Annotated in this window: 11 protein-coding genes; 7 read left to right on the top strand and 4 right to left on the bottom strand. The window is 65.0% G+C overall.

The window, feature by feature from the left end; translation table 11 throughout:
- Positions 1-104: 104 nt before the first annotated feature.
- Together O3297_RS14490 and O3297_RS14485 are read right to left on the bottom strand one after the other, a co-directional pair.
- A complete protein-coding gene (locus O3297_RS14490; RefSeq protein ID WP_305049002.1) occupies positions 105-2,567 on the bottom strand; it encodes a tetratricopeptide repeat protein in 2,463 nt (820 codons plus the stop codon).
- A gap of 80 nt (positions 2,568-2,647) precedes the next feature.
- Positions 2,648-3,427, bottom strand: coding sequence for a helix-turn-helix transcriptional regulator (locus tag O3297_RS14485; protein ID WP_305049001.1), 780 nt, complete (start codon positions 3,425-3,427; stop codon positions 2,648-2,650).
- 101 nt (positions 3,428-3,528) lie between these two features.
- Between O3297_RS14485 and O3297_RS14480 the strand changes: the two genes are divergently transcribed.
- Positions 3,529-4,419: a DMT family transporter gene (locus tag O3297_RS14480; RefSeq protein ID WP_092606507.1), complete on the top strand. Its 891-nt coding sequence runs from the start codon at positions 3,529-3,531 to the stop codon at positions 4,417-4,419.
- A 38-nt stretch (positions 4,420-4,457) separates the two neighbouring features.
- Positions 4,458-5,054, top strand: a complete 597-nt coding sequence (locus O3297_RS14475) for an O-methyltransferase (RefSeq protein WP_305049000.1) — start codon at positions 4,458-4,460, stop codon at positions 5,052-5,054.
- Positions 5,055-5,058: 4 nt separating this feature from the next.
- On the opposite strand, the gene O3297_RS14470 is transcribed toward O3297_RS14475, so the two are convergent.
- Together O3297_RS14470 and O3297_RS14465 are read right to left on the bottom strand one after the other, a co-directional pair.
- Positions 5,059-5,568 carry a GAF domain-containing protein gene (locus O3297_RS14470; protein ID WP_370385430.1) on the bottom strand — a complete coding sequence of 170 codons (510 nt, stop codon included), beginning with the start codon at positions 5,566-5,568 and terminating at the stop codon, positions 5,059-5,061.
- 68 nt (positions 5,569-5,636) lie between these two features.
- Complete coding sequence (locus O3297_RS14465; protein ID WP_305048999.1) at positions 5,637-6,527, bottom strand: LysR family transcriptional regulator; 891 nt, start codon at positions 6,525-6,527, stop codon at positions 5,637-5,639.
- A gap of 94 nt (positions 6,528-6,621) precedes the next feature.
- Between O3297_RS14465 and O3297_RS14460 the strand changes: the two genes are divergently transcribed.
- The 5 genes from O3297_RS14460 to O3297_RS14440 all read left to right on the top strand — a co-directional run bounded on the left by O3297_RS14460 (position 6,622) and on the right by O3297_RS14440 (position 13,794).
- Positions 6,622-7,608, top strand: coding sequence for an aldo/keto reductase (locus O3297_RS14460; protein WP_099394712.1), 987 nt, complete (start codon positions 6,622-6,624; stop codon positions 7,606-7,608).
- Between the two features lie 138 nt (positions 7,609-7,746).
- On the top strand, positions 7,747-8,571 hold the full coding sequence (locus O3297_RS14455) for a protein-glutamate O-methyltransferase CheR (protein ID WP_200880276.1): 825 nt from the start codon (positions 7,747-7,749) through the stop codon (positions 8,569-8,571).
- Position 8,572: 1 nt separating this feature from the next.
- A complete protein-coding gene (locus O3297_RS14450; protein ID WP_151096638.1) occupies positions 8,573-9,181 on the top strand; it encodes a chemotaxis protein CheB in 609 nt (202 codons plus the stop codon).
- A gap of 108 nt (positions 9,182-9,289) precedes the next feature.
- Positions 9,290-10,414 (top strand): hybrid sensor histidine kinase/response regulator, encoded by a 1,125-nt coding sequence (locus O3297_RS14445; RefSeq protein WP_070281153.1) that lies wholly within the window; start codon positions 9,290-9,292, stop codon positions 10,412-10,414.
- A complete protein-coding gene (locus O3297_RS14440; RefSeq protein WP_151096636.1) occupies positions 10,411-13,794 on the top strand; it encodes a PAS domain S-box protein in 3,384 nt (1,127 codons plus the stop codon). The genes O3297_RS14445 and O3297_RS14440 overlap by 4 nt, the downstream gene beginning before the upstream one ends.
- Positions 13,795-13,814: the final 20 nt, after the last annotated feature.

The following is a 13,814-nucleotide window of genomic DNA, read 5'->3' as shown; positions in this document are numbered from 1 at the left end:
CTGGAGCGCCTGAAAAATGCTCAGGGCTAGGCGCGTTGCCGCAGGCAGTACGAACGTACGGCCAGGCAACGCAACAACGCCATGGGCTTTTTCTCAGGTGCTCCTTAAGGCTGTCCCTGGGCCACGGCCTTGACCGCGCGCTCCTCGCCCATGGCGGCGGCGATCTTCCAGCGCTGCATGGCGCTGGCGCGGTCGGGGCGTTTCAGGCCCGCGCCTTCCCAGTCCATCAGTCCCAGGTTGTAGATGTCGCCCGCGCTGCCCTTGTCGGCGGCCAGGGTGAACCATTTGCGCGCTTCCTTGTGGTTGACGGGGATCTGGTAGCCGCGCACATGGTACAGCCCCAATAAGTGCATGGCTTGCGCATTGCCCTTGTTCGCGGCCTGTTTCAGCAGGTCGAGTCCGCGCGCCATGTTGCGCGGTTCCTGCCAGCCTTCGGCCAGCATCACGCCTTTCGCCGTCAGCGCATAGCTGTCGTTCTTCACGAGGCCCTTGCCGATCAGGGGCTTGGCGGCCAGTTGGCGCGCTTCGCGCTGCTGCGCCGTGGGCGCCGTGACGGGGCCGGGCTTGCCTTCGCCCATCAGCAGCATCCAGCCATACAGGCCATACGCGCCGGCGTCGCCCTTGCCGACCAGGCTTTCCAGCATGGCCAGCGCCTGCGCCTTGTCGCCATTTTCGTACAGCTTGACGGCTTTGGCGCTACTGGCGTCCGGCGGCACGGCGGCCGGCGCATGGGGAGCGACAGGCACGGACGCCATGGCCGCCTGTGGCGGCGCGGAAACCGGGCGCACGCGCACGGGCAAGCCATAGCTGGCGGCCAGCACGGCCAGGCTGGCGGGAACGAGGATCAGCACTTGCGCCAGTTGGTTGCGGCGGCCTTTGCCGGCGATGCCCATGGCACGCTCGGCTTGCTGCTCGCCGCCCAGCGCCTCGCTGAGCACGGCCTTCACCTTGCGGTTGAACAGCCAGTAGCCGGCGCCCGTGACGAGCAAGCCGGCCACGGCGGCCGCACCGCGACCGGCGAAGAACCAGGTGGCGATGGCGGCGGCCAGGGCGGCCAGCGCGCTTTTCCACCAGAATTGCTTGGCCAGTCGCGTGTAGACCTGGCGCAGGGCGCCGAGCACGCAGGTGCGCACATTCTGCGCATAGTCGGCGGAGACGACATCGACGTGCGCGTGGTCCGCGTCGCCGCTGAGGACAGACTCGATCACGTCCGCGTTCAGTTCCGAGGCGGCCACGTCGCGCAGCGGCGTCAATAAACCCTGCACGTGGGCCGAGAACAGGCCGTCGTCGGCGCTGCCGGCCAGCGCATCGCTGAGCGCCTTGAGGTCGCCGCGCAGCAGCTTTTCCACGATCTCGTCCAGGGTCAGCCAGCGCAAGTCCGTGCCGTACGCCACCAGGTGGTGCTTTTCTGCGTTGCAAGATGCGTCCAGGCGCACGATGCGCAGCTTGGCCGCATACAGGGCGTCGACTTCCTGCGGCTGGTCTTCATTGTAAATGCTCACTTTCGCCAGGGTCAGGCTGCTGGCGATGGCGGCCAGTGAGTGCACGCTTTCCTTGTCGCGGATGCGGCGCGCGTCGTCGGGCGCCTGCTTGGGCAGGCTGACGCTGTAGCCGGGCGCCACGTGCACGTCGACCCAGGCCGCCTTGCCCACCTTGCCGGAGCCGTCGCAGGGGTTACAGCGCAAGTCGCCCACGCCGCTGCAGGTGCGGCAGGTGACGCTGCCGCTGGCGCGGCAGGTGCCGCAATTGATGTTGCCGGACCCGTGGCAGGTGCTGCAACTGACCTTGCCGTAGCTGCAATGGTAGCAAGAGCGGTATTCGGTGCGGTACTGGGGCCGCGTTTCGCTGTGGTAGCTGGTGTGCGAGCTGCCGTTGCTGTAGGTGGTAGTGGGCACTTGCACCGTGATGTAGTCGGTCACCTGCTCGGACACCGTGCCGCTGCCGCTGCAATACGAGCACGATACCTTGCCGCTGCCGTAGCAGCCATAGGCGTCGCAGCTGACGGTGCGCCCGCCGTGGCAGCTCCAGCAGGTTTCCGTCGTCGCGCCGTGGCAGGTGTGGCAGCTGATGCGGCCTTTGCCGATGCAGTTGCTGCAAGTGTCCAGGTGCCAGTACTTGACGGCATGCGGCAGGTAGACGCCCGACTCGACGCCGTTGTAGGCCTGGCCCGCCTGGCGCAAGTCATTGTCGAGCTTGCCCGCCGCGCGGCGCAGCCGCTCTTTTTCCTGCGCGTGAGCGAGTGCTCCCACTTCGTGGGAGCCACAGTGGCAGTCATTGCCCGCTGGCGCGAAATAGCCATTGATGACGCGCTGCTCGAAGCGCGCTTCCAGTGCGTAATTGGCTTGCAGGGAAAAAGCCTGCAGCACGTCTTCTTCGCCCAGCGGCGTAATGTCGTGCGGCTCGAAACGCGTCTTGTCCTGCACCAGGGTGCGCAGCTTGCCCAGGACGGTGGGTATCTCTTCCTTGTCGAGCTTGATGGGCGCTGGCGCCGTTACGGCCATTGCTGACGCCTGGGGCATGTCCTCGCTGCCTTGGGTATCGGTGGCCGTGTCGGTGCTGGGGTTCATGCGCGTCCTTTTGCTCTCTGGAAAGATGTTTGAATTTTAGCATTCCCATATGACAAAGCCGACAGCCCTGGTCCGCTTTTTCAGCGCAGGCCGCGGCGGAACTGGTCGGGCGTGCCGCCGCTCTGCCGCCGGAACATGGCGATGAAAGCGGAAGCCGTGCTGTAGCCCAGTTCCAGCGCGATCGCTTGCACGGTGTCTCCCTGTTCCAGCAGGGGCAGGGCGGCCAGGAAGCGCTGGCGCTGGCGCCATTCGCCGAACGGCATGCCCAGTTCGCGCTGGCAGCGCCGGGCCAGGGTGCGCTCCGTGACATGCAGTTGCGCGGCCCACTCTGCCAGTGAGCGATTACTGCCCGGCTCCGCCTGCAGGGCCGACAGCAGCGCCGCGATGACGGGCTCGTCACTGCCCGGCAGGTAGTTGCGGCTGCACGGCGCCAGCTGCAACTGGTCGACCAGTACTTGCGCCAGGCGCTGGTCGGCCAGGGTGGCGGGCGTGGTGACGCCGCGTTCGGCAAAGTCGCCGAGTATGGCTTTGAGCAAGGGACTCAATACCAGCGCGCACGGCTGCGCCGGCAGCTGCGCGCACAGGCTGGCATCGATATAGGCCGAGTGAAATACGACATCCTGGCGGATATAGCCGTCGTGCAAGGTCTCGGGCGGTATCCACACGGCGTACTGGGGCGGCGACAGATAGCGCTGGCCCGCCACCATGATTTCCATCACGCCCGTCGAGCAATACGTGAGTTGGCCCCACGGATGGCTCTGGTAATCGAATTGCTGGTGCGCGTGGTAATCGTCGAGGCGAAAGTACACGGGATAGGGCAGGGCGTCGGAAACGGCGGGGAAATGCTGGTTGCTGGCCATGGTGTCTTTGTCCTGTTCTTCGCATCATTTGTCCGGTATTCATTATATCCATGGAATCAGACCATGCGAAAATGGCGGTCTTGAATATTGGAGTTCTTTGCATGCAAACCAGGCATTACCTGTTTCCCGTGATCGCCGTGCTGATCTGGGCCATCAATACCATCGTCAGCAAGATGGCCGTGGGCGTGATCGATCCGGCCGCCATCTCGTTCTACCGCTGGCTGCTGGCCGGTGTGCTGCTGGCGCTGGTCTTTAGCCGCGCCGTGTGGAAGCAGCGGGCCATCGTAAAACCGTATCTGGGAAAACTGTTTGTGCTGGGCATGTTGGGCATGGTCATGTACCAGTGCCTCGCCTACATTGCCGCGCAAACGACGACGGCGACGAATATGGGCATCCTTGCTTCCCTGATGCCGCTGCTGGCCGTGGGCCTGTCCGTGCTGTTGTTGAAAGAGGCGCCCACCGTGGGCGGCGTGTTTGGCGGCCTCGTGTCGCTGCTGGGACTCGGCTATCTGCTCAGCCATGGCGATCCGGCCGCCCTGATCTCCCATGGCGCGGCCGTGGGCGACGCCCTGATGCTGCTGGCCTGCCTGTCGTATGCTGGCTATGGCGTGCTGCTCAAGCGCTGGAAGATTCCCCTGAATAACTGGCACTCGCTGCTGATCCAGGTGTGGTGCGCCGTGCCCGTGCTGTTCGTGTATTACCTGAGCCAGTCCGCGCCGCCCGTGACCGGCGCCGGCTTGCCGCTGGTGCTGTTTGCCGGCATCCCCGCGTCCATTATCGCGCCGTTCTTGTGGATGCATGGCCTGGCCAAGCTGGGACCGAGCCGCGCCACGACGCTGATGAATCTGCTGCCCGTGTTCACGGTGATCATCGCCATGCTGTTCCTCGGTGAAACCTTGCACAGCTACGATGTGATCGGCGGCGGCGTGACCTTGCTGGGCGTGGTGATGGTGCAATACCTGAAGCGCCCCCTGCGCCGTGCCAAAGCCTAGTTTTCTTGCTATGCTGATGCTTTGCACAAGGAGGCGGCATGCACAGCATCGATACCCTCGATACCCTATTAAGCGAACTGGAAGCATTCGGCAACGCCAATGACGCGGCGCATGTGGAGCGGGCCAGCCGCATGCTCAATATCACGCGCGACACGGGCGAATTGCTGGCCGTGATGGTGCACGCGCGCGGTGCGCGGCGGGTGCTGGAAATCGGCACCTCGAATGGTTATTCCACCCTGTGGCTGGCGCGCGCGGTACAGGCGCTGGGCGGCAGCGTGGTGACGGTGGAAAAGGCGCAGGACAAGTTCGACATGGCGCATGCCAACTTTGTGCGCGCACAATTGCAGGGCGTGATCGGCCAGCTGCTGGCGGACGCGGGCGACGTGCTGCGCGATGCGGCCGACGGCGCCTACGACTTCATCTTCCTCGATTCCGCGCGCCAGCAATATGAGTCCTGGTGGCGGCAGCTGGATCGCGTGCTGGCGGCCGGCGGCGTGCTGGTGGTCGACAACGCCAGTTCGCACTACGCGGACATGGCCGGTTTTATCGAGGCCATCCGCGCCGACAGCCGCTACACGGCGTGCCTGGCGACGGTCGGCAAGGGCGAATTCATCGCCGTCAAGGCGGGCAACTAGTTAATTACTCGGCGACGATAGCCGCTTCCAGCACGCGCACCAGCGATTCGACGCCTTGCGCGTCGACATCGTCGAAGCGGCCGGGCAAGGGGCTGTCGAGGTCGAACACGCCGATGATCTGGCCGTTCGCAAACACGGGCGCCACCAGTTCAGAACGGGAATTGACGTCGCAGGCGATGTGGCCGGGAAACGCGTGCACATCCTGCACGACGATGGACTTGCCTTCGACCACGGTGGTGCCGCACACGCCGCGGCCCTTCTTGATGCGGATGCAGGCCGGCTTGCCCTGGAACGGTCCCAGCACCAGTTCCTCGCCTTTCAGGAAGTAAAAGCCGGCCCAGTTGAGACCCGGCATCGAGTTGAAGACCAGCGAACTGAAGTTGGCCGTATTGGCGATGAAATCGCTCTCGCCCGACAGCAAGCCTTGCAGCTGGGAGCGCAGGTCCGCATACATGGCTTGCTTGGCTGCGGGAGTATCGGTGCCGTAGGCGGCGTCGCTGATGGTAAACGTCATGGTCGTGGTGGCGCTCGAAAATGGGGAAGGCGCCATGGTAGCGCGTCTGGCGCATCCGTGCCCGGCCCTCATTTTTTCAGATGTTCTTGCGCCAGCTGGCGCAGCAGGGGCAGGGCCGCATGGCCGTGCTCTTCCCGCCAGGCTAGGCCGATGCCGGCCGCCAATTCCTCGCCTTCCAGCAATGGCCGGTAGACCACGCCGGCCAGGCGCAGCGCGCGGAAGGAATCGGCCAGCAGGGCCATGCCCTTGCCGGCCGCCACGTCGCCGAGCAGCACATGGTGGTCGGGGGCTTCGCGCAGGAATATCGGCGCGAAACCATGCCGGCGGAAAACTACCTGGCAATGGTCGAAGAAGGCGGGCTGGCGCGCCCGTTCGAACCAGTAAATCGATTCTGCCGCGATGTCGGCCAGGCTGAGCTTGCGCTTTTTCGCCAGCCGGTGCGCGGCGGGCAGGGCCAGCATCATGGGCTGGCGCGCCAGCGGCTGCACGGTCAGCTCGAAGGTGGCGCTGGGCAAGGCAAGCAGGGCCGCGTCCAGCTGGCCCTTGCGCACGGCCGCGACCAGGCGCGGCGACGGTGCGGCCGTCAGTTCCAGGCGAATATTGCCCAGTTGCCCCTCCAGCGCCGCCAGCAGCGGGCGGAACAGGCCGGCCGCCACGGCACTCGTCAGGCCCAGGCGCAGGCGCGCGGGCGCGCTGTCACGCTGCAGCGATGCTTGCGCCGTCTCCAGCAAATCGAGGATGTGCAGCGCCTGCGGCAGCAGGGTGCGGCCCGCTTGCGTCAAGGCCACGCCCTGCGTGTCGCGCTCGAACAGGCGCGCGCCCAGCCGCTCTTCCAGCCCCTTGATGGCGCGCGACAATGGCGGCTGGGTCATGTGCAACTGTTCCGCCGCCTGGCGGAAGTTCAGGCAGCGGGCGACGGCGCAAAACAGGGTCAAGGCATGGGTATCGAGGGCTCTCATACCAGAAAGGTATCACGAAATCGCGCATTCCCCCGCCAGCCGGTGCTACCTAGACTGGCTGCATTGAGTCAACGTGAGGGAGATCTACATGCAACTGCAACAACGACGGATCGGCCATAGCGGCTTGACCAGCTCGGCATTGGGCCTGGGCTGCATGGGCATGTCGGAATTCTATGGCGCGACGGACGAGGCGCAATCGCTGGCCACCCTGGAAGCGGCGCTGGCGGCGGGCGTGACCCTGTTCGACACGGCCGACGCCTACGGTTTCGGCCACAACGAGCAATTGCTGGGGCGCTTCCTGGCAGCCCATCGCGGACAGGCCCTGGTCGCCACCAAGTGCGGCCTGGCGCGCGAGGCGGGCAGTTATGCGCGCCGCGTCGACAATTCCCCCGCCTACATCCGCCAGGCATGTGTAGCGTCGCTGGCGCGCCTGGGCGTGGAGAGCATCGACCTGTTCTACCTGCACCGCCTGAACCTCGACACCCCGCTGGAAGACTCGATGGGCGCGTTGGCGCAGCTGCTGCAAGAGGGCAAGATCCGCGCCGTGGGCCTGTGCGAAGTAAGTGCCGCCACCCTGTTGCGCGCGGCGGCGCTCTGCCCCGTGGCGGCAGTGCAGAGCGAATATTCGCTGTGGACGCGCGAACCGGAGCAGGGCGTGCTGGCCGCCTGCCGCGAAGTGGGCGCCAGTTTCTTCGCCTACAGCCCGCTGGGGCGCGGTTTCCTGACGGGTGCCATTGCCGATGCGGCCAGTCTCGACGCGGGCGACTTTCGCCAGTTCAATCCCCGTTTCGCGGCTGGGAACCTGGCGCGCAACCAGGCCATCGTTGCGCAAGTCAAGGGCATCGCGCGCGCAAAAGGCTGCACCCCGGCCCAGCTGGCGCTGGCCTGGCTGCTGGCGCAAGGCGACGACATCATTCCCATTCCCGGCACCAAGCGCATCGCCTACCTGCACGACAACCTCGGCGCGCTGGCCGTGCATCTGGACGGGGCCGAACTGGCGGCGATGAACGCCGCCTTTCCCTTGGGTATGGCAGCGGGCGCGCGCTACACGGAGGAAGGGATGAAGGGCGTGGATGCCTGAAAAAGATGGCGCAGTGTACGCCAGCGTACCTAATTGATACTTTCCCTGCGGGATAATCGCCAGTGATCTGCTAGCATTTGGCAGTGCTGCATGGTGTGCGTTGCACTGTGTTCAACGGTCTGGTATCCGATGAGGTGGATGTTGTTAGATGACGATATTTTCGATATAGAACTGAAGTTATTGCTTGAGGGAATACTGCTGCGGTATCAGCACGATTTCCGCGACTATTCCGTCGCGTCGCTGCGCCGGCGCATGCGCCAGGCCATGGAGCGCTTCGGCTGCGCCAGCCTGTCGCAATTGCAGGACCGCATCTTGCATGAGCCGGCCATGTTCGCGCAGATGCTGCAGTTTTTCACGGTGCAAGTGAGCGAGATGTTCCGCGATCCCGCGTATTTCCGTGCCTTGCGCGAAAAAGTCGTGCCCATCCTGCACACCTATCCCTCCATCAAGATATGGGTGGCCGGCTGCAGCAGCGGGGAAGAGGTGTGGTCGCTGGCCATCTTGCTGGAAGAAGAGGGCTTGCTTGAGCGCAGCATGATTTACGCGACCGATATCAATGTGGAAGCGCTGGCTGCGGCCGAAGCGGGCATCTATCCGATCGAGCGCATTGCCCAGTTCAGCGAGAATTACCAGCTGGCGGGCGGCAAGCGCTCGCTGTCCGACTATTACACGGCCGCCTACAAGGGCGCCATCTTTGAGCGGCGCTTGCGGCGCCAGTTCGTTTTCGCCGACCACAGCCTGGCGACGGACAGCGTGTTTTCGGAGGTGCACATGGTTTCCTGCCGTAACGTCATGATTTACTTCAATAAAGACTTGCAAGACCGCAGCCTGGGCCTGTTCCACGAAGCGCTGGTGAACCGGGGCTTCCTGGGCCTGGGCATGAAGGAAAGCCTGCACTTCAGCCGCCATGCGGCCAGCTTCAACGAGCTGAGCCCGGCTGAACGCATCTTCCAGCGTGCCTGACATGTTGCCGACCAGCGACGTCGCGCCACCGCCCGCCGGCCTGCGCCTGATCGCCATCGGCGCCTCGGCCGGCGGCGTGGAAGCGCTGGGCATCGTGCTGCGCGCCTTGCCCGTCACCTGCCGCGCAAGCGTGGTGGTGGTGCTGCACTTGGCGCCGGGCCGCTCGAGCCAGTTGCCGCATCTGTATGCGGAACGTTGCCACTTGCCCTTGCGCGAGGCGCAGGACAAGGAACCTCTGGAGACGGGGGTCGTGTATTTCGCCCCACCCGATTACCACCTGCAAGTCGAACCCGATGGCTGTTTTTCCCTGTCGCAGGAAGCGCCCGTGTATTTTTCGCGCCCGTCCATCGATGTTCTGTTGGAAACAGCCGCGTACGCCTACCGGCGCGCCATGCTGGCCATCATCCTGACGGGTGCCTCGGCCGATGGCGCGGCGGGCCTGGCGCGCGTGCGGCAGCTGGGCGGCAGTGCCTGGGTGCAAGACCCGCAGCGGGCCAGCTATGGCATCATGCCGGCCGCCGCGCTCAAGCGGGCCGGCGCCGACCGCGTGCTCGATTTGCCGCAGATGGCCGCCAGCCTGGCTCTGCTGGATAACGGGGAGGACAAGTGAATGGCGGCATGACAGTGCGTGTAATATATATGCAAAGACTGAAACAATATTAATTTCCATATCAAAACATTATGGCATTTTGCCGTGACGATGCCTGAAGACCGATCCGTGACCGCTCCTATCCATATCCTCGTCGTTGATGACATCGCGCAAAACCTGGTCGCCGCCGAAGCCGTGCTGGCACGGCCCGGTATTATCATCCTGAAGGCAAGCTCGGGCGCGCAAGCGCTGGAATTGCTGTTGACGCATGAAGTGGCGCTGGCCCTGATCGACGTGCAAATGCCGCAGATGGATGGTTTCGAGCTGGCCGAGCTGATACGCGGCAGCGAGCGCACGCGCAGCATTCCCCTGATTTTCCTCACGGCCGCGTCGCGCGAACCGAGCTACAGCTTCCGCGGCTACGAGGCGGGCGCCGTCGATTTCCTGTACAAGCCCATCGACGTGAAAGCCTTGCAAAGCAAGGTGGCCGTGCTGGTCCAGTTGTACCAGCAGAAACGCGAGTTGTCGGCCCAGCTCGACGAGCTCAAGCATGCGCTGCACCTCAATGAACTGTTCACGGCCGTGCTGGGCCACGACTTGCGCACGCCCCTGTCGGTGGTGATGAACGGCGCCATGCTGTTGCCGATGATGAGCGACCACCCGAAGGTGGTCGTCACGGCGCAGCGCATCGAAAGCAGCGCCAAGCGCATGGGCCGCATGGTCGACCAGTTGCTGGACCTGGCGCGCATCCGCTCGGGCACGATGGAGTTGCGCAGCAGCACGCACGACTACCTGGCGCTGGCGCGCGCTATCGTCGACGAGTTCGAGACGGCGGGCCAGGCCCCGCTGGTCGAGATCAGCAGCGTGGGCGAGCTGCACGGGCAATGTGATGCGGGCTTGTTGTCGCAAGTCATCTCGAATCTGTTATGCAATGCCATCACGCATGGCGAGGCGGGCACGCCGGTGCAACTGGCCCTGGACGGACGCGATGCCGACAGCATTGAATTGCGCATCGCCAATCGTGGTGTCATCCCGGCCGCCTTGCTGCCAACCCTGTTCGAACCGTTCCAGCAGGCGGGCGAGAAGCGCAGGACGGGGCAGGGCCTGGGGCTGGGCCTGTACACGGTGAATATGTTCGTCAAGGCCCACGGTGGCACGGTCGAGCTCAGTTCGACGGCGACGCAGGGCACGGTGGCGACGGTGCGCATCCCGCGCCAGTGCCAGGTGCGCGTGCAAGCGGGACTGTCCACATGAGCGCGCCAGCCTGGCCGCGCGGCGGCGGCAGCATGGGCGAGCTGCTGCGCCGGCGCGACTGGTCCGCCACCAGCCTGGGCGCCCTCGATGGCTGGCCCGCGAATTTGCGCACCAGCGTCGATATCGTCCTCCATTCGCCGATGGCGATGGTGCTGATGTGGGGGCCGCAGCACGTGATGATTTACAACGACGACTATATCCAGATCGCCGGGGAGCGCCATCCGGCGGCGCTGGGCGGCACGGTGCCGGCCGTCTGGCCCGAGATATGGGACTGGAACGCGCGCATCCTCGAAGCGGGGCTGCGCGGCGAGACGCAGGTGCACCGCGAGTGCTGCCTGCCGCTGTTGCGTGACGGGCAGCGCACGGACGTCTGTTTCGACCTGTATTACACGCCCGTGCATGGCGCCGACGGCCAGGTGGATGGCGTACTGTGCACGGCGCTGGAATTGACGGCGCGCATGGAGGAGGGGCGCCAGCTGAAGCTGGCCACGGCCGAGCTGGGCGAACTCAACACCACCTTGCAGGCCGAGGGCGAGGCCGTGCGCGAGGCCAACCGCCGCCTGGGCGAGGAGCGCGCGCTGCTGCGCGCCCTGTTCCAGCAGGCACCCAGCTTCATGGCCATGCTGCGCGGGCCGCAGCACGTGTTCGAGCTGGCGAACGAACATTATCTGCGCCTGGTGGGGCGCCGCGATTTGCTCGGCAAGACAGTCGAAATGGCCTTGCCCGAAGTCAAGGCGCAAGGTTTCATCGAGCTGCTCGACCAGGTCTACCGCACGGGCGTGCCCTTCGAAGGGCGCCAGGTGAAGGTGGATTTGCAGACGGCGGACGGGCTGACGGGCCAGCGCCATATCGACTTCGTCTACCAGCCCATCAAGGATGACGAGGGCGTGGTCACGGGCATCCTCGTCGAAGGCATCGACGTCACCGAGCGCATGGAAGGCGAGGAGCGGCTGCGCCTGGCCCAGCAGGCGGGCGGCATCGGCACCTTCGAATGGTTCCCCGATACGGGCGCGATGGTGGTGTCGCCTACCTTCCGCCGCCTGTGGGGCATTGCCGACGAGGAAGTGGTGACGGAACGCCTGCTGGTGAGCCTGGTCGATGCGCGCGACCAGCAAAAAGTCGGACCCAGCAAGCTGGATCTGGCGCCCAATCCCCTCGAATACGTGGAGTACCGGATCCGCCGTCCCGCCGATGGCGCGCTGCGCTGGATCGCGCGCCAGGGCGAGGTGGTGGCCGGCCGCGTGCCGGGCCAGCGCCGCTACGTCGGCGTGTCGTTCGACGTGACGGAGCGGCGCCACATCGAAGATGAACTGAACGCCAGCCAGGAGCGCATGGCGGCCATTTTCGGCCAGGCCTCGGTGGGCTTGTCCGAGCTGGGCCTCGATGGCCGCTTCCAGCGCGTCAACGGCGCCCTGTGCCGCATGCTGGGGCGTTCCGCCGAAGAACTGCTGAGCCTGAACATGAACGACATCATGCATCCGGCGGACGTGCCTGGCAACGGCGTGCTGTTCCGGCGCCTGGTGGAAACGGGCGAGTCGTTCTCGCTGGAAAAGCGCTACCTGAAGCCCGATGGCTCGCAAGTGTGGGTGTCGAGCAATGTCAGCCGCCTGGTCGATGAGCAGGGTCATACGCGTTCCCTGATCGCCGTCAAGACGGATATCACGGACCGGCGCCGCGTGGAAAAAGCGCTGCATGAATTGAACGAAACGCTGGAACACCGGGTCGAACAGGAAGTGGGTGAGCGCACCAAGGCCGAAGACGCCTTGCGCCAGGCACAAAAGATGGAAGCCGTGGGCCAGCTGACGGGGGGGATCGCGCACGATTTCAACAATGTGCTGCAAATCATTTCCGGCAATTTGCATTTGCTGCATCACTTGGCGGGCACGGATGGCTTGATGCGCCAGCGCCTGGACACGGCGATTGCCGCCGTCGAGCGGGGCGCCAAGCTGTCGTCGCATTTGCTGGCATTTGCGCGGCGCCAACCCTTGCAACCCGTGGTGGCCGATCTGGCGCGCGTGGTGCGCAACATGGATGCGCTGTTGCGGCGCGCCCTGGGCGAAGCGATCGACATCGTGCTCGTGGGCGGCGGCGGACTGTGGAATACCCTGATCGACCGCAGCCAGATCGAGAACGTCATCCTCAACCTGGCCATCAATGCGCGCGACGCCATGGATGGCGTGGGCAAGCTGACCATCGAGCTTGGCAACGTCGTGCTCGACGAACAGTATGTGCATAACCTGGTCGACGTGCCGGCAGGTCAGTACGTGATGCTGTCGGTGACCGATACGGGCCGCGGCATGAGCGGCCCCGTGCTGCAGCGCGCGTTCGAGCCGTTCTTCACGACCAAGCCGGAAGGCGCGGGCACGGGCCTGGGCCTGTCGATGGCGTATGGTTTTGTCACGCAAAGCCGCGGCCATATCCGCATCTACAGTGAACCTGGCGTGGGCACGGGGGTCAAAATCTATTTGCCCCGCTCGCTGATGGCGGAAGCGGACGAGGAACTGGAGCTGAGCGGCGTCGTCACGGGCGGCACGGAAACGGTGCTGGTGGTGGAAGACGACGTGGGCGTGCGCACCACCGTGGTCGACATGCTCGGGGCGCTCGGCTACAAGGTGCTCAAGGCCGAGGATGGCGAAAGCGCGCTGGCCGTGCTGCACAGCGGCGCGCAGATCGACTTGCTGTTTACGGACGTGATCATGCCCGGTCCCGTCAGCAGCACGGAGATGGCGCGCCAGGCGCGCGAGTTGCAGCCCGATATCGCCGTGCTGTTTACCTCGGGCTACGCGCAGGATGTCATCGTGCACGAAGGGCGTCTCGACGCGGGGGTGGAATTGCTCAGCAAACCGTACCGGCGCGAAGAGCTGGCGCGCAAGCTGCGCCATGTGCTGGCCAACCGCCAGCAGCAAATGCGCGCGCGCCAGTTTGAACGGTCCGGCGCGCCGGTGGCCGGCAGCACCTCGGCCAGCGTGCGGGGAAGCGGCACGCCGGGGCTGGACTTGACGGGCCATGCGCCAACACCGCAGGGTGACATGCCGACATCGATGAAAATACTCGTGGTGGAAGACAATCTCGATTCGCAGCTGATGGTGTGCGAACTGGTGGGTATGCTGGGCCACACGGTCAGCGGCGTGTCCGATGGCGAGGCGGCGTGGGATCTGCTCAACGAGCAAGACTTCGATATCCTGTTTACGGATGTCAGCCTGCCCGGCATGTCCGGCATCGCATTGGCACGCATGGTGCTGCGCGATAAACCGGACATGCGCATCATCTTTTCCACGGGCTATGGCAAGGAATCGATGGATGAGCTGGGCTTTTCCGCCAGCGTCTTGCGCAAGCCTTATGATTTGATGGAGTTGCAAGCGGCACTCGACCAACCCTGACAGGCATGCGCCGGCACGGC

Origin of the sequence: Janthinobacterium sp. SUN128, assembly GCF_030587275.1 — a bacterium.
GTDB lineage: Bacteria > Pseudomonadota > Gammaproteobacteria > Burkholderiales > Burkholderiaceae_D > Janthinobacterium > Janthinobacterium lividum.
Note: the sequence above shows the minus strand (reverse complement) of the source record. Positions and strands in the feature narration are given on the sequence as shown.